Genomic DNA, 26,162 nt, shown 5'->3' with positions numbered 1-26,162 from the left:
GCAAGGGCTGTCTGTGCCGGAATCCGGAGTGCTTTTTGGCCGAACTCTCGGTTTTGCAGGGAATTGCGCCGCCTCCAGACTTTTCAAAAAAGTCCGTTTGTGACTAAAATCCGGGTTCGCTCCATCGGGTCTGGATTTCGGGCAGTGTGCCCGGTCGACCCGCACCTCCTCCATTTTTGAGAAGAGGATACTCTGCTGTGGAGCTGGCAAAGTGTCCGCCGCCGACTTTCTATTCAGCATAAGTCATTCCCCTGGCGGAGCTTATGTCTGGTTTTGAGTCGTGCAGTCAGGATTGAAAACGCATGGTTGACCGTCATCTGCTTCGCGAATACTCCATTAGCGACGACGAACTGGATCAGGCATTTGCCGCCTCGCTCGGCCTTGAAGATGCTGGCCTGGATCAAGAAGAAATTGATGCCCTCTACACGCCTCACGGCGAAACCTACGATGTCAATTCGATCATCGAAGGGACAGTGATCCGCATCGAAGGCGACGAAGTTCTCATCGATATCGGCTACAAGAGCGAAGGGATTGTTCCTCGCGACGAATGGTCTGATGAAGATGAACAGCCAATTCCCGGCATGCGCATCGCTGTGCTCCTCGAAGAAATCGAGGATGAATTCGGTCTGATTATGCTTTCCAAGAAGAAAGCCGATCGGATCCGTGAGTGGGAAAAGGTCATTCGCGAGCACAAAGAAGGCGACGTCGTCAAGGGCGAAGTCGTTCGCAAGATCAAGGGTGGTCTGCTCGTCAACATTGGCGTCAACGTCTTCCTGCCGGCTTCTCAGGTCGATATCCGCCGCCCACACGATCTTGACTCATACAAAGGCCGCTCAATCGAGTGCCTCATTCTCAAGATTGATGAACAGCGTCGAAACATTGTGGTCTCTCGCCGCCGCCTGATTGAAGAGCAGCGCGAGAAGATGAAGAAGACTCTGCTGGCCGACCTCAAAGAAGGCGAAATTCGCCGTGGTACCGTCAAGAACATCGCCGACTTCGGTGCGTTCGTTGACCTCGGTGGTATCGATGGCTTGCTGCACATTACAGATATGAGCTGGGGCCGGATTGGTCACCCAAGCGAAATGGTCAAAATTGACGACGAAGTCGAAGTGATGATTCTGCACATTGACCGGGATCGAGAAAAGATCGCTCTCGGCTTGAAGCAGAAGGACAAGAGCCCCTGGGACGATGTCGAAACCAAGTACCCGGTTGGCACAAAGATCAAGGGCGATGTTGTCAACGTCATGAGCTACGGCGCGTTCGTGAAGCTCGAAGACGGCATCGAAGGCCTCGTACACATCAGCGAAATGTCCTGGACGAAGCGCGTCAATCACCCATCGGAACTTGTCAACCCTGGCGACGAAGTCGAAGTTGTTGTCCTGAACATCAACAAAGACAAGCAGGAAATCTCGCTCGGGATGAAGCAGGCCATGCCCAATCCATGGGATCAGGTTTCTGCCAAGTACCCACCAGGTACGATTGTCGAAGGAACTGTCCGCAACCTCACCAATTACGGCGCGTTCATCGAACTGGAAGAGGGTGTCGATGGCCTGCTGCACGTCAGCGATATGTCCTGGACACGCAAGATTTCGCACGCCAACGAAATGCTCAAGAAGGGCGATCTGCTCAAGTGCCAGGTGATCTCGGTCGACGAAGAGCGCAAGCGAATTGCCCTGGGTCTGAAGCAGCTTGACGAAGATCCATGGGAAAACCGCATCCCCACGAAGTACCAGCCTGGTGAAGTTGTCACTGGCAAGGTGACGAAGATCACCAACTTTGGTGTCTTTGTGGAACTGGAGCCGGAACTCGAAGGTCTCCTCCACGTTTCTGAGCTGGCCGATCAGAAGATCGAAAATCCTGAAACGTTCGTGAAGGTGGGCGATGAGCTGGAAGTTCGTATTCTGCGAATCGACCCAGTCGATCGGAAGATCGGCCTGAGTCGCAAGACCAGTGGTGAACTGCCGACGGAAGAGAGCAAACCAGCCGAACAGACACCCGCTGCTCCTAAGCCTCGAACTGAGCTTAAGGGTGGTACCGAAGGGGCTGCAGGCCCACTCTTCAGCATGAGTGGCGATGCAGGATCGACTGAGGGCTAATCATCTCTGAGGGAAAGGTTTCCCTCAGTTCACGCTCGATTGATTTCAAAGCCGTCCGACAACTTCCCGGTTGTCGGACGGCTTTCTTTATTTTGTGGAATCGAAGCCGTCTCGATGCTGTGAATACAGCAATCATTATGCCCAATTTCTTCGCAGTCTTTTAATAGCAGTGCTTGGCGAGAGATCGATTTGAGAAGAATTGACAGGGGCGTAAGATCAATTCAATCAGTGGTTCCTGACGTAAGTATTTTCGACTACTTGTCAAATGAAGTACTTTCGAATGCCAAAGTTTGTGTGCATGATCAATCAAAGGCATAGACGAATTTGTCACGCAAAGCGTGGCATAATATTCGCTCAGGTAGCTATTTGTTGCTCCGGTTTTTGTTTTTGGAGCATTTCCTACCTGTTTGTGAAAGACTTGTGATGCAACGAAGAAATGGATTTACGTTGATTGAATTGCTGGTGGTGATCGCCATTATTGCAATTCTGATTGCCTTGCTTTTGCCTGCCGTTCAGCAGGCGCGCGAAGCAGCCCGTCGTACGCAGTGCCGCAACAATCTGAAGCAGTTGGGATTGGCGATTCATAATTACCATGATGTCGCCGGCATGTTCCCGATTGCCTCATTTGTGGCTGAGGGTACGGGAGCCAATCTGAACAAATCGTGTTCCTGGTTTGTGCGTGTTTTGCCTATGATGGATCAGGCACCCGCATTCAATCGAATGGTTTTTTCAGGGTCTGACTTCCATGGAACCTCCGGGGCCGATCGCAGTTGGGAAGTGAAAAATGGCCTGATGGTCCCTGGACTCAACTGCCCATCGAGCACTCTGCCGACCAGTCGTACATCAGCGACAACAGCCAGCACTCGTGCACTCCCTGGAGCCTCGGCAGTCACATCGATCACGGTTCAGATCACGAATTATGTGGGAATCTGCGGTGCCTACAACACGTCAGGTGATGCTCGTACTCAGGCGGCCTGGACGGGATATGGACAGATTGTGGGAAGCGGCATTATTGTCCCCTCAATTACCGACGCGGTGTGGAATACTTCTGGGTGGTCGCGCTATGGCAGTATGATTACACCTGTTACCATCGCTCGTGTGGTGGACGGGACGTCGAACACTGCGATGGTTTCCGAACAGGGTAAGGGGATGCGCCAGACAGGTGGTACCACCCCTCTCGATTATCGGTCATCAAATCATCGCGGTGGAGCCTGGTCGGCGGGGAATGATCAGATCTCCCGAATTGGAGGAATCACTTCGCCTCGATCTCCTCAATTGATCAACTGGGATAATCCCGCAGTGAATGTCGTTGGCGTCAATAATTACGGACCATCCGATAGTGGTGGACTGCTTCACTCGACATTCAACTCGGAGCACACGGGCGGTGCTCACTTCCTGATGGCCGATGGCTCGGTGCGGTTTATCTCTGAGAATGTTGGAACCGTGGTTATTGATGGCATCTGTCGCCGCAACGACAGTTGGGTCTCGGGTGAGTTTTAATCAGTCTTGAATTGGCCGCAAAAGACGAGGGATTGATTGCCGATTGCAATCAATCCCTTCTCGTTGCTGGCCGCAGGTTTGCCATCTCTGTCCGTCCAGGTGGCTGGGCCTCCTGTTATCTTTTTAACTGATTTGCACCAGTGAGAGTTCACCTCATCCAGGTTGGCTTTCTCTCAAGGAGTTTTTCAACAAGTGACTGTTCGAACATTCTGCTGCATTTGCCCGTTAGTTGTGTCCCTCGTTTTATTGGGCTGTTCAGGAGCATCGGATACGCCAGATCTGGGGCAAGTCACAGGCGTGGTCACCAAAGGGACAACACCAGTGACCAATGCCACGATTGTGTTCACTCCTGAGGGAGAGAAAAGTGGCGCGGCTGCCACTGGCCGCACCAACGATCAAGGGGAATACAGTTTGACTTACACAGGTGGCGTCAAAGGAGCGCCTGTCGGCATGAGTAAAGTCAAAATCGTCATTGAAGAGCTTTCAACAGATGAATCCAAGCCGGTGCCTCCTCCCGTGATGTATCTCCCCGAAAAATCTGCCGCAGTGATCAGTGGGGAAAATGTCATCAATTTCGACTTGGCGGGGATTAAACCTAAGGCGGAATGAGCGTTGATCAACCCTCGATTTCCCTGAGAGGCAATTTGTCGAGACCTGCTCCCTTCTGCATCAACCTTCCATAGACTCCGCTAGACGGCATTTCTCAGAACGCGCACGGCATTGGGAAGTTCATCCGCTTGAACTGCTGTGTTTGGTAAGACCTGCTGCAGTTGCTGGCCCAGTTCTTCAACCGCAGCAGTAAGGGCATTGGTGAGAGAATCGCTTCGCAACCTGGCAGTCAGTGATTGGCAGAGTTCATTGATCGCGGCTTGACCGAGGGCTTCGTATGCGACCTTGTCCGCAATGACAGCGACGATCCGCTCTGTCATTGAGAGGTAGAGCAAAACCCCTGCGCGGCGTTGAGTATGGTGAATTTCTTCTTGCACAAAAGCCATTTGAGCCGCAGCCATCACTTCTTCCGTTTTATCCTTTGAACTCGACAGAAGCTGAGCAAGGACTGGAAAACGACTCGCAAGATGAACACCAAAGAGAAAGCCCGCGATGACTGCAATGCTTAAAAGGAATGCTTCCCACCATGCCGGGCCAACCTCCCAGGAACCTGGTTCCGGGATTGATTGCGGAAGCAGGTTCCATGCAACGATCATGAGCAGCAGTCCCATCAGCAATCCAAATAAATCTTCGCCGCGGTCATAACGACCAGAAATCGCCGCGACTACGGGCACAATTTCTGCCTCCGTTCGAGATTCAGCTTGCTGCACTGCACGGTTGATGGCTTCGCAATCTTCGTCGGTCAGATCTGCTACCAGATGCGACATGTCGTTCTCGCTATCAGTCGAGTCAAGAATTCACAGCTCAGGAAATCAGAATCGTTCGACTTTGAAATGAGTGAGCTCATGGGAATCACCATGAACCTGAAGCCCCACCGCCACCAGAAAAACCACCGCCAAACGAACTGCCACCATAGGAACCTCCTGAGTAACCTGACCTTCTGGAGGAGCGGCTCTTAAACATCACCATCACAACGACCGTAAAGACGAAACCCCAGAAGATCCATGCCCATCCATTCGTCCCACGCCTGACGAGTGAGACTACCGAAAAGATCGCGAGACCAATCACGCCTCCGGCTATCCAGAGATCGCTGGCTTTAATCGGGCGGCTGGTGATGCTTTTTGAAGGGAGTTTCAAGTCTCTGGCCATGGCATCAAGTCCCTCGACACCCGCAAGAATTCCTGATGAATAATCGCCTTGCCGAAAATGTGGCAGCATGAGTTCGTCCATGATTTGCTGTGCGTCTTTGTCGTGGCTTCGGCCCCAGCCTGCTCCCAGTTCAATGCGAGCCTTGCGATCATCATGTGCAACCACCAGCAGCATTCCTCGGTTCCAGTTTTCATTGGCGACAGTTTTCGGGCCAATCCCCCATTGATCAAAGAGGGTTCTGGCAAACATGTCGATACTCATTCCTTCACCACCCACTTCAGCCATGGTCGAGATTGTTACGACAATCAGTGGTGCCGCCCTGCTTTTCAGAAGGTTGTCGGCCAGCCTCTCGACGGTCTCGTAATCGGCCTGTTTGAGCAGAGAAGCCCGGTCCACAATGAACTGACCTTCAGCCGGTCGCATCATCGAGATCAGGTGTTGCGCAAAAGCCGTGCCTGGCAAGGCTGTGAAATTCGACAAGACGACACTTGTTACCAGCACCAGAAACAATGGAGACGGAAAGGGCAGCTTTGTCGTTCGCAGCATATCTGTGAAGGGCTTTCTAATTGCGTGTCTGCCGGCAATGCCATGGACTCGTCGAGTCGCGATGGCTCGTTATCAAGACTTCTTCAGTGATGACATCATCATCTGCGTGATGATATCGAATTCCTGATGATGACGAGATAAGGTCTGTAACGATAAATCGTGTTCTGCAGATGTTAACGTTTGGTCGTTTTTTATTGAGCAGAAACTTATCGTGAAATCTTTAATCCTCGATTTCAGGCACGACAGATGCTGTGATAATCGCTGGTGTGAAATCCACTGGAGTCTTCACTGCTGCGCGATTGTCCGTTGCAAAGATGTTGAAACGTTTCGACAACGCCACAGACGTGTCTGCGAATGCAGGAGGCTCACGATTGACACATTGTCAAGTCGCGCGATTACGAAATGTGCGAAGAATTTGACGGCGCGCCCGCACGTCCCTTACGCCCCGCACGACTAGCTCTCTTGCCTGGTTTCACTAATCGGAACAGCCATTTTTCGAGAGAAGACCGCGAATTCTCCCCCCCTCCTGTCGATATACATTGTCAGACAAAGCGTCGATCAGTGTTGGAAGCGAACAGGATGACAAAGCTGGCCCATGTCGAGGGTCGATCTGATGAACTCAGATCTGCGACATGAGGGGCCGCAAGCCGCCGGATGATTCGGGGCTGTGCCTGTTTGAATGCAGTGGGACTCAATTCCAGCGCTCTGCGACACCGAGTGGCAGCCTGAGAGCAGTCTGCCGACAACGTGCCATCCCCTGACACCCTCAGCGGCAGAGCCCTAAAAAATGTCAAAATCTTTGAGTCTTTCGTTTCTCGATGACGCTGGTGGCAGTATTGCCAGCGGCAGTTCAGCAGTTCAGACCCCCCTCGAAACATATCTTCGGGAAATCAACGAGACAGCCCTTCTGACAGCTCGCGATGAGCGGGAGCTGGCCAATCGGATTGCCAATGGCGAGAAAGAGGCACGTGACCGCATGGTTCGCGCCAATCTCCGCCTGGTTGTCAATATTGCCCGGGCTTACGTTGGTAAAGGTCTTCCTCTTCAGGATCTCATCGAAGAGGGAAATCTGGGCTTACTCCGTGCGGTGGAAGGCTTTGACCCGGATATGAATACCCGGTTCAGCACCTATGCCAGCTACTGGATTAAACAGTCGATCAAACGTGCCTTAATCAACTGCGGCAAGACCATTCGCATTCCCGCTTACATGGTTGAACTCCTTTCCAAGTGGCGAAAAGCGACTGCCAAGCTGGAAGATCAGTTCAAGCGGCCTCCGACTCAGGAAGAAGTCGCCATCGAATTGGGGCTTCCTAAAAAGAAACTCTCGATCGTTAAAAAGGCGATTCACCTCTACAGCTCGACACCTCAGACCGACGACGAAGAATCGGGCTGGATGATGTCGGACATGGTCGCTGATGAGCGGGTCAAAGGCCCGGATGATGAACTGCTCGATGTCGATAATCTCAAGCATGTTTACGCCATGCTCGAAACCATGGACGAGCGTGAGGCGAAAATCTTGAGATTGCGATTTGGCCTGGATGATTCCGAGCCCAAGACGTTGAAAGAAATTGGCGAGGAGATGGGGTTGACCCGTGAACGTGTTCGCCAGATCGAATCTGAAGCTCTCAAGCGAATCGCTAAGCGGATTCTGGGAGAGTAATCGTCGAAGAGAACCTGAGTGTTTCTCTTTGAAACAGGACATGCCATGCAAGGAGAGGGGCCGGTCTCGCGAGGGACAGGCCCCTTTTTTCATTTAACTTCGAATCATTACCCACTGCATTTTCATAAGTTTCAGTGGACATTTTCTCGACTTTGAAGATGAATCTCAGTCATATTCGATAAAGGTCGATGCCCCTGTCTTTGAACTGCATGTTTTCCCTCAAGTAGTTGCTCTGGTGAACCATTACAAGACTAAATTTCTCGTGGTTTACTGGTCGTCTGCCTGTTCTGCGGATTTGTGTCTGCGGAACTTTCAGGCGAAGCTCGCAGGCAGGGACATATGGCGACTGCAATCGTCGATTCTTGGGATAATCTCACAACTTCCTCTCATATCACTGAAAAACGGCTGATCGAACCTGGTCAACTGCGACTTTCTGAGTTGATCGCAGCGTTGTCAGTGGCACTCGACTTGACCGAAGGTCAGCCCGCCGGTCATGCCGCCCGCTCCTGCATCATCGGGATGAAGATTGCCGAACTGCTGGGATTGCCACAGCACCAGTTGGCCGATCTCTACTACGCTCTGCTGATGAAAGATCTCGGGTGCTCGAGTAACGCCGCGAAGATGTGTTATTTGTTTGGCGCTGATGAACGGCAGATCAAGCATGACCTGAAATCGATCGACTGGACGAGGATGCAAGCCAGCGTCAGTTTCAGTTGGGCCCATGTGGCTCCTGAGGCTTCACCACTGCAAAAAATCCTCAAGGTGGCCGCCCTGTTTGCGACAGGTCCTGAAGGTGCCAGACGTCTTGTAGAGACTCGTTGTGAACGAGGAGCCCAAATTGCTCGCGATCTCGGTTTCTCTGAAACCACAGCTCTGGCAATTCGCAGTCTGGATGAACACTGGAATGGCAAAGGCCAGCCAGATGGTCTCAAGGGAGAGGAAATTCCACTCCTGGCTCGAATTCTGGGTATCGCACAAACAGTCGAGGTCTTTTACCAACTGGGTGGCCCGCAAAAAGTTCATCAGATCGTGACCGAACGAAGCGGCACATGGTTTGACCCTCAACTGTCGCGTATTGTCAGCGGGCTTTGCTTCGATACCGCTTTCTGGGAGCAGGTTGAGACTCGAAATTCGCTCGATCTGGCCGTCGCCTGGGAGATTCCCGATCAGATTCATCTGGTCGATGACGTTCTTATGGACAAGATCTGTTATGCGTTTGCCTCGGTCGTTGATGCCAAGAGTCCATGGACATTCAATCATTCGAACGTTGTTGCTGAATTGTCTCGCGATCTGGCACAGATTCTTGGTTTTAGTGAAGAGATGCAGCGGGATCTGTACCGCGCCGGCCTGCTTCACGATCTGGGAAAACTCGGCGTCTCCAACGCGATACTCGATAAACCAGGCAAGCCTACGGATGAAGAGTTTGCAGCCATTCGCAAGCATCCGGATTTCTCCGAAAAAATCCTGCTCAACGTGCCCCGTTTTGGTCAGCTCGCGGATGTCGCTGCGGCCCATCACGAACGGCTGGATGGTAAAGGCTACCATCGCCGGCTGATCACCGAAGAGCTGCCACTGCATTATCGCATTCTTCCCGTCGCCGACGTTTACGATGCGTTAACAGCCAAACGCCCTTATCGCGATGCCATGCCCATCGAAAAAGTGATGTCCATTATGGATAAAGATGCGGGGACTGTCTTTGCCCCCGAGGTCGTGCAGGCACTGCATAACTGGATCGATCGACAAAACCCGCAAACGCGCGTCACACAACAGCTCGAAGCGATTGATCAGCTTCTTGGTAATCTTTGAGTGAATTACCTCGTTATTTGATAGCCGATACAATCGTCGAGATATCCCGTGAGTGATTTCTCTCGACTGTTGCGTAGAACTGAATACGTTCGTAAGTGGCAATACTTACAATGAATGGCTTCGTTCTCATTCAACCTCCAGCAACAGTTTCACCGGCTGCATGATGCGACCGTGCAAGGATGAATCGGCATGACCAGGATGGGTCTCTGGGCCAGTGTGGCGGTGTTGGCAATTTTTCAGGTCCAGATGCCGGTCGAAGTTTCGGCCAGTGCTCCACGACCGAATCACCAGGTGTATGAAAGCCCGTTTACGGTCTTTGGCACAGCTTCATTAGCAGCACCAGATACCGTTTTCGCTCCCTTTCATACGGATGCTTCGATTCAGCAAACGGCTAAATCTTCAACGCAAGACTTAACCATCGATTCTCAAGAGGAAGAACCTCCTGCCATCTTGCAGCTTTCGCAAGTCGAATTCTCTGATCATGAACCTGCCTGTGTGCCGGAGTGCCGGGAGTCGTTTGAAGTTATTGGAGAGCATTGGCTGGACCGACTGCAGCTCTTTGCAGGGATTGACGGTGCCAAGCAGCCACAGGATCTGGGCGTAAACGCCAACCTTGGTGGCCGCATCCACGCGAATCTGGGCATCCCCCTAGTCGAAGAGTGGGGACTGGGTGTTCAAATGGGAACAGCCTTTGTTGCCGCCGGGAATGCTGTGGCAGTCCTCGAAACAGTGGATGGAACGGAAGGTCGCACTCAGTTCTTCACGACAGTGGGTCTCTTTCAAAGGCTACCCAACGGAATTAACTGGGGAGCTGGTCACGATTTTCTCTATCAGGAGTATTACGACAACAATTTTCTCAGCCAGTGGCGTTTTCAGGCGGGCTATGAACTCAATGAATCGAATGAAATCGGAGTGTGGTCAACACTTCGAGGGATGACCGATGATGCCGTGATTGGTGCGACGACTGTCCAGCTCCAATCGATCAATCAGATCAATGTCTACTGGAATCATGTGTGGCCGACGGCGGCAGAGACAGCCGTCTGGGTTGGCGTCTGTGAAAGTCATGGCCAGGAAGTCCTTGTCTTTCCCCAGGATGACCGCACGAGTGCCATGCCGATTTTAGGGGCCAGAGTGAATTGCCCTCTCAGTGATTACTGGTCGCTCTACGGTGAGACCAATCTGATGATGCCGGCAGATTCCGGGACGGTTGACGCATTTCTGGGCTTCGCCTTCTATCCCGGCGGAAATGCAATGCGCCAGAAGTTGACTCGCTTTCGACCACTACTCCCCATGGGAGGAAGCCCGACCTTCTCTGTCGATCTCAACCGGTAGTCTTTTCCGCGGAGAATGGTCTTAAAACTGACTCCGTCGCGAAATTCCAGAGGCACAGACTTTCCAACTCAGGTTGCCGCACCTTAGCTTATAGCAGGTTCGACGCGATTGAACCCAGGCCAGTCTCTAGTATGCATGCATCCAACTCTCTGCCAGTTTCGGGCCAATCAGGTACCGAAGCCTCTGGGAATTCAACTCATCATGAAGCGACTCTGGAACTCAAAGCGGTTGAGTCTTGGCACATTCTCGTTGCCGAAATCTTCCCATGTCTTAATCCTCTGCTCGATGATCTGCCTGGCTGCCAGTTGCTCGCCCCAGCCAAAGGTTATTAACGTCGGTCCGCGTCCGGTGAAGACTCAAGTCATCACTTCAGTGGCGGATCTTCGTAGTCGCACTTTTCCCGGCAAAGTCGAAGCCTCTCAACGCGTTGAACTTGCCTTTCAGGTTTCCGGATTACTCGTGGATCTTCCGGTCAAGGAAGGTCAGCGCGTCGCCAAAGGCGAGCTTATCGGTCAATTACGTCAGGATGAATTCAAGGCACGAGTCGCCACTCTGCAGAGCCAGCTCGATCAGGCACGCGCAGGACTGGCAGCACTGATGCAGGGGGAACGTGCCGAAGAACGTCTCCGGCGTGAGGCCCAGGTGCGTGCTGCCCAGGCCCGCCTGTCGAAAACACGAACAGAGCACGAACGCAACACGCGTCTCGTCACCACCAATGTGGTCACTCGAGCTCAGTACGAAATGTCGGAAGCGGCTTACCGTGTCGCTCAGGAAGAGCTCAAGGCTGCTGAGCAACTTGTTGCGGCAGGAAGCATTGGTCGAGAAGAAGATATTCAATCACAAGAAGCCATGATTCGCGGGCTGGAAGCTCAACTGGTGGAGGCGAATCTCAATCTTCAGGACAGCACGCTCCGAGCTCCTTATGATGGTGTGATTGCCCAGAGGTTTGTTGAACAGGGCCAGAATGTGAGGGCCAAAGAGCCCATCGTGCGCTTTCAGGATGTCGATGAAGTCGAGATCCTGGTGGATGTTCCCGAAACAGTCATGGTGGCAGACATTACCCGGGCAGACATCGTCTCGCTCTCTGCCACGATCAGCGGTGCACCCGGCGTGGCTTTTCCTGTGAGGATTCGCGAGATCGGACAAGTGGCCGACCCGGTGACACAGACATTCACTGTGCGAGTGGGCATGCAGACACCCGCAGGGCTGCAAGTTCTTCCGGGAATGACCGCCAATATACTCGCCACCTACCGCCGAGCCGAAGTCTTAGGAAACAGTCCTCTCCTGGTTCCTGTGACAGCTTTGACGCAGTCCGAAACCGGTCAGCAGATTGTCTGGATCATCGATGAAGAGTTAAAAGCTCAATCACGAGAAGTCAAAGTGGGTTCAGCCACTGGCAGTGATATCGAAATCCTGGAAGGCCTGGCCCCGGGTGATCGAATTGCGGTTGCAGGTGTCAAGTTTCTTCGACCGGGCATGCAGGTTCGTGATCTCGGAGACAGCCTCGCTTCGACTCCCTCGACCAGCGAAGGGAGCACACGATGAATATCGGTGAATTTTCCGTTCGCAATAACCGTGTACTCTTCGTCTCGATGTTCTTCATCCTGCTCGGCGGCATCGTCGCTTATGAGCGACTGGGTCGGCTCGAAGATCCCGAATTCACTATCAAAGAAGCCTTGATTATCACCCCCTACCCCGGTGCCAGTGCCGAGGAAGTGGCGAAAGAAGTGACGAACCCCATCGAAGCGGCCTGTCAGCAAATGGGGCAATTGCTGCGTGTCGAATCCGAATCTGTCCGCGGCCGCTCAGTGGTCACGGCTGTCATTCAGGATCGTTATGACCGCTTTTCCATTCCGCAGGTCTGGGATGAACTGCGTCGCAAAATCAACGATGTTCAGAGCCAGCTTCCACCTTCTGTCCGTGGGCGAACACTCGTCGTCGATGATTTTGGAGATGTTTATGGCATCTTTCTCGCGGTTTCGGGCGATGGTTTCACTCAACCAGAACTTCGCCGGTACTCGGAGTTTCTACGCCGGGAATTACTCACTGTCCCGGGAGTAAAGAAAGTCGATCTTTTCAGTCCCCAGCAGGAAGTCGTCTTTCTGGAGATATCCAGACAACGACTTTCGCAACTGGGGATTAACGAGCAGCAGATCTACAGCCTGTTGCAATCCAAGAATATCGCGGCCGATGGTGGACGAATTCGCGTTGGTGAAGAGCACCTGGCGATCGATCCCGAAGGAGCGTTGAATTCTGCTGAAGAGATGCTCGATATCGTTATCAATTCCGACAGTTCGGGTCGCCAGCTCCGTCTGCGGGATGTTGCGGATATTCAAAGAGGTTACGAAGATCCTCCCCGAAGAATTCTACGCTACGATGGAAAACCGGCTGTAGGGATCGGCATTTCCACAGTTCAGGGTGGAAACGTTGTGACCATGGGAAATGGAGTTCGCGAGAAGCTGGATTCGCTCAAAAGCGATCAACCACTGGGGATCGAAATTGGCGATATCAATTTCCAGCCCGAAGCCGTCACCATTGCTACGAATGATTTCATCTTCAATCTGGCAAAGGCGGTGACGATTGTCTTCGTTGTGCTGCTCTTCGCCATGGGGCGCAAGACTGGCCTGATTATTGGTGCGGTTCTATTCCTCACGATCATGGCGACATTCCTCGTCATGTATTTGGTCGGTGGGTTGCTCATGGAGCGGATCTCGCTGGGAGCACTCATCATCGCACTCTGCATGTTGACGGATAACGCGATCATTGTGATTGAAGGGATCAAGGTCCGCATTGAAGGGGGAGACGATAAGCTCCAGGCCGTGCGCGAAGTGGTTTCTCAGAACCAATGGCCGCTGTTCGGCGCCACCGCGATCGGAGTCATTGCCTTTGCCGCGATTGGACTGTCGGAAGACTCGACGGGTGAGTATTGCAATTCACTCTTCTGGGTGATTCTGATTTCACTGAGCCTGAGTTGGGTCTCCTCAATCACAATCACTCCTCTGCTAAGTTATTTATCGTTCTCACCTCTCGCAAAAGCGAAACAGCCGAATGGCTCTGAAAAAGCAGCAGATCCTTATGGCGGAATCTTCTTTCAGACATACCGTAAACTCCTCGAGTTCTGCCTGAGGTTTCGGTGGGGCGTGGTGGTGGTCTCGATTCTCGGGTTCATCGGCTCGGTTTATGCCTTCCGATTCGTTGATCAGAGTTTTTTTCCTCCCGCGACTCGACCGCAGTTCATGGTCGACTGTTTTCTGCCTTCCGGAACGCACATTCTCGAATCCGAAGCATTTGCTGAGGAAATCGAGGATTACATTCAAAAACTCCCTTCCGTTAAGCATGTGACCGCATTTGTGGGAGGCGGAGGTTTACGGTTTCTTCTGGTCTATAGTCCGGAACGGGAAAATCGTGCTTTCGTTCAGTTTCTGGTCGATGTCGATGATGCCACACAGATCGCGGGACTGATCACCACGATTCAGAAACATCTCGACGAGAATTATCCCAACGCCAACACGATTGCGAAAAAGTTCCTGCTGGGCCCAGGAGCCGGTGGTCGTATTCAGGCACGCTTTGATGGCCCGGATGCCTCCAAGCTCCGTGAACTTTCGGATCAAGCTGTCAGAATTCTCCGGGAAGATCCGAACACTCTGTGCGTGAGGACGAACTGGCGTGAGCGCGAACTCGTGCTTCGACCAGCAATTTTTGAACAGCAAGCCCGTCGAAATGGTATTACCCGCGTTGAAGTCGCCGAAGCCTTGCAATCTGGGTTCGAAGGACGAGTCGTTGGTTTTTATCGCGAACCAGGGGGGAGTGGTCGCGGGATTTTCCCGCAGGAAACCCGGCTACTACCAATTATCGCACGTCCCCCACTCAATGAACGCAGTGATGTCAATGCGATCCAGAGCATGCAGATCTGGAGCCCGCTGGCAGGACGAATGATTCCACTAAGCCAGGTGGTTTCCGGAACGACGCTCGAATGGGAAGATCCGATCATCCATCGCAGAAACCGGCGCGAAACTGTAACGGTGCATGCGGATCCCCGCACTGGGTTGCCCAGCCAGCTCTTTGAAAGAGTTCGAAAACAGATTGAGGCCATTCCGTTGCCACCGGGTTACACCATGACCTGGGGCGGTGAGTACGAAGATTCCAGCGATGCTCGTGCCGCTCTGGTGCAACCATTGCCGATGGCGCTGGTGATCATGGTCTTCATCGTGGTCTGCCTGTTCAACTCGATTCGACAGACACTCCTGGTCTGGTTGATTGTTCCGCTGGCTCTCATTGGAGTGACGGCTGGCCTGCTGATCACTGGGCAGCCTTTTGGATTCATGGCTCTGCTCGGTGTCCTCAGTCTCGGTGGAGAGCAGATCAAAAACTCGATTGTGGTCCTCAGTCGAATTCAAACGGCCAGAGCTGAAGGAAAGTCGCAGTATGCAGCCATTCTCGATGCCGGCGTCAGTAAACTTCGACCCGTGCTGATGGTGGCCATCACGACAGTGCTCGGCATGATTCCACTGACAAAAGACCCGTTTTTCGCAGCGATGGCCGCCTGCATCATGTTCGGACTTTCGTTTGCCTGCGTGTTGACAATGCTCGTCATGCCAGCCATCTACGCGATCCTTTACAGGGTTCAAAAAGATGAAGAGCCCGCTTCGGTCGTCACAGATTGAGGCCACTCTTCCTTTGATTAACCAATGACTTCTCGCGAAGCATCAATGATTCTTCGCATGAGTGAGCCTTTCAGAGACGATAAGAGATTCAATTGAAACGCATTCGGATTATTCATAACACTGAATATCACTACAACGAACCCGTGACATTCGGTCCGCATCGAGCGATGGTCAGGCCGCGCGAGGGGCATGACCTGCATATTGTGTCTTCCAGGTTGGAAATCGAGCCCGCTGCTGAAGTTCGCTGGCTTCGCGATATTTATGGCAACAGCATAGCGATCGTTAACTTTCTCGAACCTGCCAGTAAACTTCGTTTCTATAGCGAAGTCGAAGTTGATCTCTATGATGATTATGGCCTGAGTTGTTCGATCGACCCGATTGGTCAATCCTATCCGTTTCAGTACAGTGCTGATGAGCAGGTCGAACTGTTTCCATTCCGGTTACCCAGCTATCCCGCTGACGGTGCGGTCATTCATGAATGGCTTTCAAGTCTGTATCAACCGGGTCAACTCCTGAACACGGCCGATCTGCTGATCACCTTGAACACCCGCATCTATGAGTCGTTTCAATATATGCATCGGGATGAACCCGGTGTTCAGCTTCCCTGTGAAACCATTCGTCTGGGAACAGGTTCCTGCCGAGACTACGCCGTCCTGATGATGGAGGCAGCCCGGCACTGGGGGCTGGCGGCGCGGTTTGTGACGGGTTATATCCAGATGGGAGCCGAACAACATGGCTCAACACACGCCTGGACGGAAATCTATCTTCCCGGTGCGGGATGGCGCGGGTTTGACCCCACAAACAATAAGCTCGCAGGAGCTGAACATGTCTCGGTCGGTGTCGCCCGCGAACAGGACAAGGCCTCGCCACTGGCAGGCTTCTGGTCGGGCCCATCCAATGCCTTCAATCACATGGAAGTGAACGTTCAAGTCTTCGATGTCAACGAATTGGCAGCGCCTCCCGTTTCGAGCGAACCTGCACCGTCTGCTGAACTTCCTCTGCCAACGGAGTCCGACAGCGCAGTCACTGCGCAGATCGCAGAATCTGCTCCGCTGACATCACCATCAGAACCAATGTCGCCCCCTGCGGCACCATTGGAGACTGGTGCTGATCAGTAGCTGGAGACATTATTGAACGAATAAAGTCGATGAATAATTTTGTTCGATAGAAATATGGTCATGTAAACAACGGCAGTGCTCTTCGAGAAAGCACTGCCGTTGTTCGTTGGTGTTCAATCTCAAGACAACGAGTCTGCCTACTTGTCCCAGCCAGCAGCCTCGCGGACATCGATCATCGTCTTGAGAATGGTGTTCCAGGTCTGCTGATTTTCCAGAGTGGAGTTCGGGAACATGCAGCCATCCCAGCAGATATGCTGAATGCCGCGTTCTTTGGCTCCCTGCAGCCAGTAGCCAGCACACTTCACAATATCCAGCTTGCCATTCGGATCATCTGCCGGGCAGTGGCGACCGGTCTTGTCATGACTGCCAGTACCATGGACAGAACCATCGTTCTGGGCGACATGGAAATCGATGGTCCACGGACGCAGTGCGTCAGTCATGACTTTGTAGGCCGCCCAGAATTCTTCATCTGAGTAACCAGGCTTCAGCAGGGCATGCTCTTCCGCGTTATAGCCCAGAAGGTAGAGGTAGGTATGAGCCAGGTCCGCCTGAAATCCGACGGTCTTCGGGCGATCAACAGCTTCCAGCAGATCGACCATATCTTTCCACGAGTGCATTCCCGCCCAGCAGATCTCACCTTCGGCTGCTAATCGTTCGTTATAGCTGGCCGCTACACTGGCCGCTTCCTGAAACGTTCTGGCAATCTTGGCGGTGTTCCCTTTGGGGTCATCATGCCATGTCGAAGTGCCAGTCGCAGAATCGATGCGGATGACGCCATATTCACGCACACCGTGCTCTCGCAGAATCTTTCCAATGCGGCAGGCTTTCTCAACAGCCAGCACGAATTTCTTACGAGCCGCTTCATCACCCATGGCGGAATCGCCGACCGTTCCCGGCCAGACAGGTGCCACCAGCGAACCCACTTTGAGGCCATGTGCCGCAATCAGATCAGCCATGTTGCGAATGGCGGTTTCGCTGGCATCGGGATCCGTGTGCGGGTGAAACAGGAACAGATCCACGCCGTCGTAGGTCACGCCATTGACATGTGCCTTGCCCGTCATTTCCAGCATTTTTTCGAGGCTGATGGGAGGATGGTCTGTGCCTGGTTCTTTACCAACGAGACCAGGCCACATGGCGTTGTGAAGCTTCGGAAAGGCGTGTGTCATAGCAATCGATTCCACAAAAGGTGCCACTCAAAACGAAAAACTCATCATCAACAGGAAATGGTTTAATGAACTTCAGATGGACTCGCAACGTCCTTGAGTTTGCCGAAAAATCGGGAAACCGGCACAGAAAAACCGGGGAGTTCGCCCTCTCCACTCAGCAGGTCATCATCTCCCAGCAGAATCGGCTTTTGACCTTTGCGGAACACTGTGACCGTCTTCCAGACAGGATCCAGAATCCACACCTGTCTCACCCCCGATTTCAAATACAACTCAGTCTTTGAGGAAACTCCCTGCACAGTATCGCTGGGTGAAAGAATCTCCGCCGCCACCACTGGCGGCCCTTCGTAAAGCGGTGGATCGAAAGAAGGTGTTTCCTGATCCCAGACACCAACATCAATGCCGACGACAGATTCACTTTCTGGATCAAGCTGGCAACGAACTTCACCAGCAGCCACACTTCCTTGAAAATCAAGTTTTGAATCTTGCCACAAAACCAGTCTCGCGACGAGTTGTGCAAGGACAAAAGAATGCCAAGCGCCTCGTGTCGTCATTGATGGCCTTTCCACCAACTTGCCTTCGATCAGTTCTAACGTCACACCCTCAGGAGCTTCGGCTTCAAGCTTCAAGAACTCTTGAAGTGTGATGTGTGGTGTTGTCACTGTGGCCATCAGGCATCTCCTCAACCAATCCTGACTCAGGACTGATGTCTATGGAAGTCACTCAAATAATCGGTCCACGTTCAAAAAGCAGGCGGGTATCAAATTCGAGGCCGCTGAATGTCCCCTGGCCTACATATCGTTGAGAAATTGAGAGCAATTCGGGTTCTTGACCATTTCGATGGATCGTTATGGCTCGCAGTTCAGGATCGACATACCAGACTTCCTCAACGCCGCAATCGAGGTAGAGCTTGCGCTTCTCGCTGATATCCCCATGGGTGTCACTGGGAGAAAGCACTTCCACTGCCAGCACCGGCGGTGTACGAGGATGCGATGGGCTTTCTGGCACTTGAGCGTATTCCGGCCCCATCCAGACACCCAGGTCAATTCCTACAATTTGCGGGGGATCCTGAGTGATCTCACAACGGCATTCACCAACGCCGGCGAATGCCGTCAATTGGGGATGATGAATTAACCATGTTTCAATAATGTATGACAGCCGAAACAAGACAAATGTATTCCAGGCATTGCGTGTGGTCGTATCGGTTTCTCGAATCTCTCCGTGAATGAGTTCCAGACGCACACCTTCACCGGCTTCCGCTTCTCGCCGCAGAAATTCATCCAGAGTGACGGGAGGCATGGGAGCAATCGACATCGCGAATCTCCGGGAAAATTTTGTTGCCAGGTCACTGACAACTTCTTCATCTCGATAGAAGAAATCAAAGACTGTCGACCATTGAGTATATCAAAAAATGCGGGGGATTGTTGTCAATCCCCCGCCCAAGAGCATCACTTACGTCGTAACAATCGTTACTTCTTCCAGGCACCGATCTCAGGAGCTTCAGGTTGAGCTTCCGGACCGAAGTAACGCAAGCCGACCAGTGGATCTGTCCCTGTATTCTCGAAGGTGACACCTTCTTTGGCAGCCTTGGCCGTGACGAAGACTTCGTCCATCGTCATCTGGCCAAAACGAATCATCGATGGTGTCTGCAGCTTCAAGCCATTGACTGACCCTTCGCCCTGCACTGTGATCCAGCCGTAGGCGCCGCCATCCTTGATCGTCACCTTGGTGCCGGGCTGAATGGTCAGTTCCTTGGCGGTGAAATCCTGTGCTCCCTTGATGCGGCCGTAAACAATCCAGCGGTCAATAAAGCCTTCTTTATCACTCCCGGAAGCCACAATCGGTTCCAGATAGTGGCTATCCTTAAAGTTTGGATTCACGTTCCCTTCCCAGTCGAGGGCATCGACGAGGTAAGTATTGTCGCCATGCTTCTCTTCCGGGAAGTCCTTCGTCAGCAGTGAACGTGGCACAGCGCGGCCTTCGACCATCGACTGATACATCCCAAACACATCGCTGCCCCACTGTGGTTCGTAGGTCAACAGCGAGCCGGGAGCATGCAGAATACAGGGTGGAATCAACCAGCCCGTGCCCACCTTCAATCGGTATGCCTTCGACAGGTCGAGAATGCCGTTATCGCCATCATTCCAGCGATCCAGGCAGGCCACCACTTGTTCTTTCGTCGTCCCTGGTTCAAAACCCATGAACGTGTAGGGGAAGTTATTCCCCACATTGTTGAGTTGCGGTGGGAAGTAATAACTCTCGGGTTTCCCTTCTTGACCGACCAGCTTCGCCTGCTCGGCGTTCTGGTGCATGTGGTGAGGAATGGGCCCCATGTTATCGAAGAACTTGGAGTAGACTGGCCACTTCTTGTACTTCGACCAGATGTGCTCGCCCACGATCTCTGCGCCAAGCTCTTCCACAGCGTCTCGCAGCAGGAATTTTTCCCCACCCGCCACGCAGTAGCTCAGGCCTTCATCATGTGCACGTCCTTCATTGGCAGCTTCTGTCGTGGAGCCAAACCAACGCTCATCAATCCCACCGCGATGTGTTCCCAGAGCGTAATAATCGGCTGGATGCAGCTTCAGCCGACGGCCAGGCTGCAGGAACGAGCGAGGAACCCACGTCGGGGACAATCGGAATACACCACGACCTTCGGTCAACGCGGCACTGGCCAACGTCTTTACACTTGCCACTGGAATTCTCCCGTTTCACGACTTTTGCCAGACTCAATGCTGTTCGATCAGAATCACGTTCATTGATCCATTGAAGATCAACGCATGTGAATTCGTCGCATTGTGGCTGGAAGCAGGTCGTTTTGCAAAGGGGGAGACCACCTTCTTCGCAAAACATCGATTACAATCCTGATTGCCTCCACGAACGAATTCGCATCATTCCAGTCCCCGTAATCGATTCACAATGACCGATCTGCTGCAACTCAACGACGCCACCCACAACAAAAGGAACTTCTGGAGGATTGCCGAAGGTGTGACTTACCTCAATCACGGTTCCTTTGGCCCGACTCCTCTTCCCGTCCAGGAGGCCCGGCAACAATGGTCGCAGCGTCTCGCCGCCAATCCCATGAATGGCTTCGTCCGCGAGCTGGACCATGAAGTCGAGCTGGCAAAAGCCGCTCTCGCCAGTTTTCTGAAATGCTCGCCCAATGACCTGCTATTCATCGAAAACGCGACCACTGCCATGAATGTCGTGGCAGCCTCGTTCGAACTAAGGCCCGGCGACGAAGTCCTGTTCAACGACCACGAATATGGAGCCGTCCGCCGCATCTGGGAACGAGCCTGTACAGCAGCCGGTGCTAAACTTGTGACGGCCAACCTCAGGCCATTTCACGATCCCTCAGATATCATCGAGCCCCTGCTCTACGCCGTCACACCGCGCACACGGCTCGTTATTCTCAGCCATGTCACCTCCGCCACCGCGACCGTATTTCCCATTCGCGAACTCATGGCCGAATTCAAGCAGCGGGAGATTCCCGTCGTCATCGATGGCCCGCATGCTATTGCCATGCAGGATTTTTCACTGGGAGAACTGGGAGCCGCTTTTTATTGTGCGAGCCTGCACAAGTGGCTCTGTGCTCCGTTAGGAACCGGCTTCCTTTACGTCGCACCGGAATGGCAGTCGAAAGTCCGTGCTCCCATGCTGAGCTGGGGCCGCCCTGCCGCTGGACGTGCCGCAACCTGGCAGGATGAACTTCGCTGGCAAGGGACCCGCGATCCAGATCACTACCTCGCGGTACCGACCGCGATCCAGTTCGTGGAATCGTTCGGCCTCGATCACTTTCGCAAGCGGGGTTTCGCTCTCGCTTGTGAAGCCAGAACGATGCTGGAAGAACTCTTCGGCACCAAAGCGATCGCTCCAGCGGATATGGCGTGGTGTGGCACGATGGTCGCGGTCCCCTTGCCTCCCAGCGAGTTGCCACTCCCTAAGGCCGACTCCGACCCGCTTCAGGTTGGCCTCTGGGAAACAGCCCGTATTGAGGCACCGGTCATGTTCTGGAACAACACCCGCCACCTCCGCATCTCCTGCCACCTCTACAACGACCGCCAGGATCTCCGCTTGTTGGAAGAGACCCTCAAAAAACTCCACGGCCGCTGCTGGTAGCAGTTAACCAATTTGTCATACTTCATATTGGTTTCTGGCGTGTGACATTGGTTACGCCAGTTCTCCATAACTTTAAGGACTCGAAATGGAGGGCCAAAACGAGACTTTAATGGGTCACACATTAGAGGGTCGCGTAACCTGTGGCTTGTGTCAGACATCCACAACTTGCCATCCAAGTTTTTTAAACTCAGCCCGATTCGTGTCATTCACGTAATCGCTGCACAGTGCTATACAAAGCAGGTGTGTGGGGCGAGTGGCTGCAACAAACGCTCGTTTCAAGTGTCGGTCGAGTTGCTTCCCTGGCTTGTTCGCTGGACGAGTTCCCAGTAAGTGCCCGCTCTGTATCAGAGAACCAAGATGTTGCGTGTTCTGAAACGTGTCTAGAACAAGCACTGCTCTAAGTGTTTCTCCTTTTACGGAATGAATGGTATCGACCATCACTTCAACTTTGCCGTGACTGCTGTGATGTTGAAAGATGTTTGTGCCAGTTTCGACAGCTTCAGACGAAGTCTGGGCTCCAACTGGAGTTTTCCCCACTGGCTCTATTGTCAATTGCCAGAATTGCGACGCATCCCCTTTCCACTTTCCGGGACACAATTCCTTCAAAACAGCAGTAATCTTTCCAAGTGAATCCATTGTCACGGCCACGCTCGGGTCGCTTAGAAACAGAAGGAACTCTGCGAGACTAGTTTTCAGTCGCTTCGCGGCTTGTGGAGAGACTTGTTGCAGAGATGAAGGCAGAGCATGAGGCCGAATATCAACAGTTGAATCAGCCCCAGACTGAAGGCACATAACACGGGAAACTGCCTCAACAAGACAACGCATCGCTGCTCCCACATTACCATTCGTGCGAACGTGCGCCGCCGCACTCTGCACAAATACGCCGAGTGACTGCCCTCTGGTTATTTTATCTCGTCGTGGTGGATCAAAGGCTGGCCAGTATTGTGGGATTGAAGCAGGAAATTTATCGCTTTCTCCCTTATCTTTTTGCACTGCACCGACCGCACGAACCAAGTTTGCAGGCAAGTCTGTGCCAACATCTTCGGCCACCAGTTCGGCAAACTTCGGAAGAACGTTTACAATGTTTTGACGGGTAAACACCAAGATGGAATGGCGTCCATCCCGACGGTCTTGATTTCCCTGAATTTGCTCAACTTCACCGGAACAGAGGTTTTGCACGAGTGAACTCACCAGTGGGCTTAGACGATACGACTTCGACATCGTCAGAGCGGCTGGTCTGGGAAACGACGACCCATTAGCGTCATCTTCCGGTGCTGAATCAGAGTAGATCGCCTGTCGATCATCTCCGATGCGCTGGAATACGACCCCTTCGCCAAACAGCGTTTCCAGAATACCTGCGTGCATTTGGGATGTATCTTGCATTTCGTCAACGAAGACAACTGGAAACCGCCTTCGAAGCGAGGCTACGATCACGGAATTGCGTTCTAAGTAGTGCAGCGCAAGTGCATCCATATCCTTGAACCGAAAATAACCACGGCGAGAGAGTGTGTTTTTGAGTGCTTTTAGTAGGACAATCGAAGGGGCAGCCTCTCCCCACGGATTCGATTTCGATGGAATCGGAGTCAGTGAGAGTGCTGAATCGCAGTACTCGATCTCACTTATACAATCGGCCGATGTTCGATGCAGATTTCCCTGGTAGAACCTTTGAAGCGCCATTCTGGCCGTGTTGTACTGAGGTCCGCTGAAGAACTCTTTGCACGCCTCGAAACGATATCGGTCATTATCGATCACTGCTGGCCTTCGCCCGAATGCACTCAGGGCCCCGTGTACGCCGAGAAACTGATCAATGAATGACTGTATGGTTCCAACGAAATGGGGATAAGCATTTAGGCATTGTAACGCTGGAAACTGGCCGAATCGCGATTGGATTTCCCGGCGAGCCACATTTGTATGCGACAAAACACAGATACCGCGACTTCTCAATTTCCACTTCGCTGCAAGGATCGCTAGCTTGGCAACGAGAAGCGTTGTTTTACCGCTTCCGGGACATGCCCGTACGTCCACTCGAGACATGTTTCGTAGGATCAATCTGCGTTCATCATCAAGGCGCAGTGAAGTTCGGGCGGCAAGCTGATCGATGTCTTCATCGGAAATATGTGGCAGGTCTAAATCGTCAAAAGGAAGTATCGAATTCATGGGCTCGTCGCTCCCGTGGCAAAGTCGATCGCGTCGACAAGGTACGGTGGCAAGAACGGTCTAAGATCCTTCACGCAAGTTTTTTCAAGGAGCGTTGCCAGTGCCTGGGCAGTCTCAGCTTTTGACGCCTGCTTTTTAGCCAGCGGAGCGTAAATCTGAACAGCTATATCGCTCGTTCCGACTTTTTTTTGTACCCAGCTTCGATATTCTTCATTTGCGGCTGCAACGCATCTCAAATATTTTTCGCCCTTCGGAAAACCATTTGAAGTTTTTGATTTCTTAGCAAGGCAGACTGCGGCGTGAACGAGTCGACCAAGGCCATGTATTACAAGGTCATATTCTAACGTCCAACAACTCGAAACGAATGTCTTCACCCGTTGACCATCATTCCTCTGAAGTTTAGCAATGTTTGCTGCTATTTGCTCGGGAGTGTATTTGTCGGCGGTGGGCCGATCTTCCGACACAAGGTCAGCGGCTTCTACTGGTGGAATATCTCGATCAGCGATACAGGCAACTTGGATAGGTACGGACATTTTACCGTCGGCACGTTGAAAAATTCGTGAGTATCGGAATAATCCGGTATGACCCACATTGACGATTGACACCCCGTAACGATCAAGCGGACGGCCAATCTTGGAGGCGAGTACCGGTAGTAACAAAGCCTCAGCATCGCCTTCCACGAGAATCACGCCGTTTGCAAAGAACAGGTTTGATTTCGTGACATCCAGAAAGCGTTGCAAGAACGCATAGTCTGTTTCGTCGAGCTTTGTTTCGCCTGGTCGGAGTGAATACCCTCGACCCGAATGCATAAGAGTCACACAGTGCAAAGGTACTTGAGAGGCAAGGTGCGGACTGTGGCTGGTCAGAATCACCTGCAAACTTTTGTGGCCATCCTTAGAGGACGTTTTGGCCTTGCGTCGAATGTATTCTATCAATCTTTGCTGATACTGCGGGTGGAGATGGGCCTCTGGTTCCTCGATCAACAGCAGTGGAAGATCGGGATCTTCAGTCGGGGAAAGCGCGAGAAGTTCTGTCGCGATGAAGAGAAGGTTGTAAAGGCCAAGTCCTCGGCACGTGTTGGCCTCCGCGTCAGCTAGCGACAATTCTAGTCGTTCCAGAATGTGTCGTAACTCTTGACTTGATGGCACGATGCGTCCCATCAAGGGAGTGTCTCCAATACTGAACTCGCCGAGGTGCAATGTGTTAAGATCCGATTCCGCCTGTTGAATTACGTTGGTATTGCGTAGAAGATGGTCGGCCTTTTGAGCTATCCCCATCATCGTTTTGGGCTCTTCAGTAATTCCGGAATTCCAGTCGGAGTTTTCATGTCCATCGATATGTTGGTATGCCCGAAGAATCTGGGACAGGCGAGAGCCTCGTCGCGCTGCAAGTTCGTTGACAGCATCTCTGAGAGGTTTGAGATAGGTGGCGGCCAAAAGTTCTCGTGCCTGTCCGTCAAACCGGATGCCGTCTTCGTCGGGGCCAGCGCGTAGGTCAACTCGAACTCGCCGCTTTCGCGGAGATACAGTTTTGGGATCGTGAAGAGTTGCAACCAATCGCAACCGAAGGCAAAACTGTGGATTCCCATCGACCTCTTCCGTTCCAAGGTATTCGAGGAACGCTCCCGCTTCATCGACGGAAATTCCTCGGAACTCGCCAATCACCGAAATTTGACTAGCCCTCTTTCCGCCAAATATGTGAAAATCATCTTCGGTAATCGGGAAGTAGTCCGCCGTAACGGTTCCGACTAGCAACCTGATAGAGTCGATGAGGCATGTCTTGCCCGCATCATTCGGCCCAACAATCAGGTTGATTCCTGGTTGGAATTGAATCTGAGCGTGCCGCCCATCTTCACGACTGCCAAACAAACGAAAATTTTCAATTTCGATTTTGTCCAAGTACATCGCTTAAGCCCTTCTTTTTCTCAGCATAGTAGCTAACTGGATACATTTAATCTAATCATACAGACGCCCAGGCTGAAAACTCTTATTTCTACCAGTATGGTGAATCCATAGAGGGGCAATGACAGGGCCCCAATTCTTATTGGGTTCCATCTGAGATCCTCAGCAACTTGCAGAGCAGCGCTTTCGGCAATAAAAACTCCCTGCCTCGGGCATACAGCCCGCCCGCTCGAAGAGTGCCGACCCGTGGTAACCTGCCGGGATATGCTAAATCGCAAGGCTATTGCGAATGGGAGTTAACTCGAATTCATCAACCATTCCAAGGCGAAAAATGGCTTTGTCCTG

Annotated in this window: 18 protein-coding genes; 10 read left to right on the top strand and 8 right to left on the bottom strand. The window is 52.5% G+C overall.

The genetic code is table 11. The features are described from left to right. Window positions 1–302 precede the first annotated feature (302 nt). The 3 genes from A6X21_RS07680 to A6X21_RS07670 all read left to right on the top strand — a co-directional run bounded on the left by A6X21_RS07680 (window position 303) and on the right by A6X21_RS07670 (window position 4,205). Entirely contained in the window at window positions 303–2,096 is a 1,794-nt protein-coding gene (locus A6X21_RS07680) for a 30S ribosomal protein S1 (protein ID WP_068847022.1), read from the top strand. A 423-nt stretch (window positions 2,097–2,519) separates the two neighbouring features. After that, the gene (locus A6X21_RS07675; RefSeq protein ID WP_068847021.1) at window positions 2,520–3,596 is read left to right on the top strand and encodes a DUF1559 domain-containing protein; all 1,077 of its coding nucleotides are present in this window, start codon (window positions 2,520–2,522) and stop codon (window positions 3,594–3,596) included. A gap of 192 nt (window positions 3,597–3,788) precedes the next feature. Further along, a complete protein-coding gene (locus tag A6X21_RS07670; protein WP_131818244.1) occupies window positions 3,789–4,205 on the top strand; it encodes a carboxypeptidase regulatory-like domain-containing protein in 417 nt (138 codons plus the stop codon). An 80-nt stretch (window positions 4,206–4,285) separates the two neighbouring features. Here A6X21_RS07670 and A6X21_RS07665 read toward each other — a convergent pair whose 3' ends face one another. Together A6X21_RS07665 and A6X21_RS07660 are read right to left on the bottom strand one after the other, a co-directional pair. After that, window positions 4,286–4,972: a TPM domain-containing protein gene (locus tag A6X21_RS07665; protein WP_068847019.1), complete on the bottom strand. Its 687-nt coding sequence runs from the start codon at window positions 4,970–4,972 to the stop codon at window positions 4,286–4,288. Between the two features lie 85 nt (window positions 4,973–5,057). Continuing rightward, on the bottom strand, window positions 5,058–5,900 hold the full coding sequence (locus A6X21_RS07660; protein ID WP_068847018.1) for a TPM domain-containing protein: 843 nt from the start codon (window positions 5,898–5,900) through the stop codon (window positions 5,058–5,060). Between the two features lie 787 nt (window positions 5,901–6,687). On the opposite strand from A6X21_RS07660, the gene A6X21_RS07650 reads away from it, so the two are divergent. The 6 genes from A6X21_RS07650 to A6X21_RS07625 all read left to right on the top strand — a co-directional run bounded on the left by A6X21_RS07650 (window position 6,688) and on the right by A6X21_RS07625 (window position 16,480). Next, window positions 6,688–7,560 carry a sigma-70 family RNA polymerase sigma factor gene (locus A6X21_RS07650; protein WP_013109879.1) on the top strand — a complete coding sequence of 291 codons (873 nt, stop codon included), beginning with the start codon at window positions 6,688–6,690 and terminating at the stop codon, window positions 7,558–7,560. Between the two features lie 339 nt (window positions 7,561–7,899). Further along, window positions 7,900–9,366 carry an HD-GYP domain-containing protein gene (locus tag A6X21_RS07645; RefSeq protein ID WP_068847016.1) on the top strand — a complete coding sequence of 489 codons (1,467 nt, stop codon included), beginning with the start codon at window positions 7,900–7,902 and terminating at the stop codon, window positions 9,364–9,366. A 189-nt stretch (window positions 9,367–9,555) separates the two neighbouring features. Further along, the gene (locus tag A6X21_RS07640; protein ID WP_131818243.1) at window positions 9,556–10,698 is read left to right on the top strand and encodes a DUF6666 family protein; all 1,143 of its coding nucleotides are present in this window, start codon (window positions 9,556–9,558) and stop codon (window positions 10,696–10,698) included. Between the two features lie 201 nt (window positions 10,699–10,899). Further along, complete coding sequence (locus A6X21_RS07635; RefSeq protein ID WP_240490198.1) at window positions 10,900–12,243, top strand: efflux RND transporter periplasmic adaptor subunit; 1,344 nt, start codon at window positions 10,900–10,902, stop codon at window positions 12,241–12,243. Beyond that, window positions 12,240–15,362, top strand: a complete 3,123-nt coding sequence (locus tag A6X21_RS07630) for an efflux RND transporter permease subunit (RefSeq protein ID WP_068847013.1) — start codon at window positions 12,240–12,242, stop codon at window positions 15,360–15,362. The genes A6X21_RS07635 and A6X21_RS07630 overlap by 4 nt, the downstream gene beginning before the upstream one ends. A 92-nt stretch (window positions 15,363–15,454) precedes the next feature. Next, window positions 15,455–16,480 (top strand): transglutaminase family protein, encoded by a 1,026-nt coding sequence (locus tag A6X21_RS07625; protein ID WP_068847012.1) that lies wholly within the window; start codon window positions 15,455–15,457, stop codon window positions 16,478–16,480. Between the two features lie 137 nt (window positions 16,481–16,617). Here the strand turns inward: A6X21_RS07625 and A6X21_RS07620 are convergent, their stop codons facing one another. The 4 genes from A6X21_RS07620 to A6X21_RS07605 all read right to left on the bottom strand — a co-directional run bounded on the left by A6X21_RS07620 (window position 16,618) and on the right by A6X21_RS07605 (window position 20,336). Continuing rightward, window positions 16,618–17,646, bottom strand: a complete 1,029-nt coding sequence (locus tag A6X21_RS07620; protein ID WP_068847425.1) for a sugar phosphate isomerase/epimerase family protein — start codon at window positions 17,644–17,646, stop codon at window positions 16,618–16,620. 62 nt (window positions 17,647–17,708) lie between these two features. Further along, the gene (locus A6X21_RS07615; RefSeq protein ID WP_068847011.1) at window positions 17,709–18,314 is read right to left on the bottom strand and encodes a Uma2 family endonuclease; all 606 of its coding nucleotides are present in this window, start codon (window positions 18,312–18,314) and stop codon (window positions 17,709–17,711) included. A gap of 52 nt (window positions 18,315–18,366) precedes the next feature. Next, complete coding sequence (locus tag A6X21_RS07610) at window positions 18,367–18,957, bottom strand: Uma2 family endonuclease (protein ID WP_068847010.1); 591 nt, start codon at window positions 18,955–18,957, stop codon at window positions 18,367–18,369. Between the two features lie 155 nt (window positions 18,958–19,112). Continuing rightward, the gene (locus A6X21_RS07605) at window positions 19,113–20,336 is read right to left on the bottom strand and encodes a class I mannose-6-phosphate isomerase (RefSeq protein WP_068847009.1); all 1,224 of its coding nucleotides are present in this window, start codon (window positions 20,334–20,336) and stop codon (window positions 19,113–19,115) included. Between the two features lie 223 nt (window positions 20,337–20,559). Here A6X21_RS07605 and A6X21_RS07600 point away from each other — a divergent pair, with 223 nt between their 5' ends. Next, window positions 20,560–21,759 carry an aminotransferase class V-fold PLP-dependent enzyme gene (locus tag A6X21_RS07600; RefSeq protein ID WP_068847008.1) on the top strand — a complete coding sequence of 400 codons (1,200 nt, stop codon included), beginning with the start codon at window positions 20,560–20,562 and terminating at the stop codon, window positions 21,757–21,759. Between the two features lie 150 nt (window positions 21,760–21,909). On the opposite strand, the gene A6X21_RS07595 is transcribed toward A6X21_RS07600, so the two are convergent. Together A6X21_RS07595 and A6X21_RS07590 are read right to left on the bottom strand one after the other, a co-directional pair. Then, the gene (locus A6X21_RS07595; RefSeq protein ID WP_068847007.1) at window positions 21,910–23,916 is read right to left on the bottom strand and encodes a UvrD-helicase domain-containing protein; all 2,007 of its coding nucleotides are present in this window, start codon (window positions 23,914–23,916) and stop codon (window positions 21,910–21,912) included. Further along, entirely contained in the window at window positions 23,913–25,820 is a 1,908-nt protein-coding gene (locus tag A6X21_RS07590; RefSeq protein ID WP_068847006.1) for an ATP-dependent nuclease, read from the bottom strand. The genes A6X21_RS07595 and A6X21_RS07590 overlap by 4 nt, the downstream gene beginning before the upstream one ends. Window positions 25,821–26,162 lie beyond the last annotated feature (342 nt).

Origin of the sequence: Planctopirus hydrillae (genome assembly GCF_001707835.1) — a bacterium.
GTDB lineage: Bacteria > Planctomycetota > Planctomycetia > Planctomycetales > Planctomycetaceae > Planctopirus > Planctopirus hydrillae.
Note: the sequence above shows the minus strand (reverse complement) of the source record. Positions and strands in the feature narration are given on the sequence as shown.

Coding starts and splice junctions, on each gene's coding strand:
- A6X21_RS07680 (WP_068847022.1), top strand. CDS start 303: ATGGTTGACCGTCATCTGCTTCGCGAATACTCCATTAGCGACGACGAA.
- A6X21_RS07675 (WP_068847021.1), top strand. CDS start 2,520: ATGCAACGAAGAAATGGATTTACGTTGATTGAATTGCTGGTGGTGATC.
- A6X21_RS07665 (WP_068847019.1), bottom strand. CDS start 4,972: ATGTCGCATCTGGTAGCAGATCTGACCGACGAAGATTGCGAAGCCATC.
- A6X21_RS07660 (WP_068847018.1), bottom strand. CDS start 5,900: ATGCTGCGAACGACAAAGCTGCCCTTTCCGTCTCCATTGTTTCTGGTG.
- A6X21_RS07650 (WP_013109879.1), top strand. CDS start 6,688: ATGTCAAAATCTTTGAGTCTTTCGTTTCTCGATGACGCTGGTGGCAGT.
- A6X21_RS07645 (WP_068847016.1), top strand. CDS start 7,900: ATGGCGACTGCAATCGTCGATTCTTGGGATAATCTCACAACTTCCTCT.
- A6X21_RS07640 (WP_131818243.1), top strand. CDS start 9,556: ATGACCAGGATGGGTCTCTGGGCCAGTGTGGCGGTGTTGGCAATTTTT.
- A6X21_RS07635 (WP_240490198.1), top strand. CDS start 10,900: ATGAAGCGACTCTGGAACTCAAAGCGGTTGAGTCTTGGCACATTCTCG.
- A6X21_RS07630 (WP_068847013.1), top strand. CDS start 12,240: ATGAATATCGGTGAATTTTCCGTTCGCAATAACCGTGTACTCTTCGTC.
- A6X21_RS07620 (WP_068847425.1), bottom strand. CDS start 17,646: ATGACACACGCCTTTCCGAAGCTTCACAACGCCATGTGGCCTGGTCTC.
- A6X21_RS07615 (WP_068847011.1), bottom strand. CDS start 18,314: ATGGCCACAGTGACAACACCACACATCACACTTCAAGAGTTCTTGAAG.
- A6X21_RS07610 (WP_068847010.1), bottom strand. CDS start 18,957: ATGTCGATTGCTCCCATGCCTCCCGTCACTCTGGATGAATTTCTGCGG.
- A6X21_RS07600 (WP_068847008.1), top strand. CDS start 20,560: ATGACCGATCTGCTGCAACTCAACGACGCCACCCACAACAAAAGGAAC.
- A6X21_RS07595 (WP_068847007.1), bottom strand. CDS start 23,916: ATGAATTCGATACTTCCTTTTGACGATTTAGACCTGCCACATATTTCC.
- A6X21_RS07590 (WP_068847006.1), bottom strand. CDS start 25,820: ATGTACTTGGACAAAATCGAAATTGAAAATTTTCGTTTGTTTGGCAGT.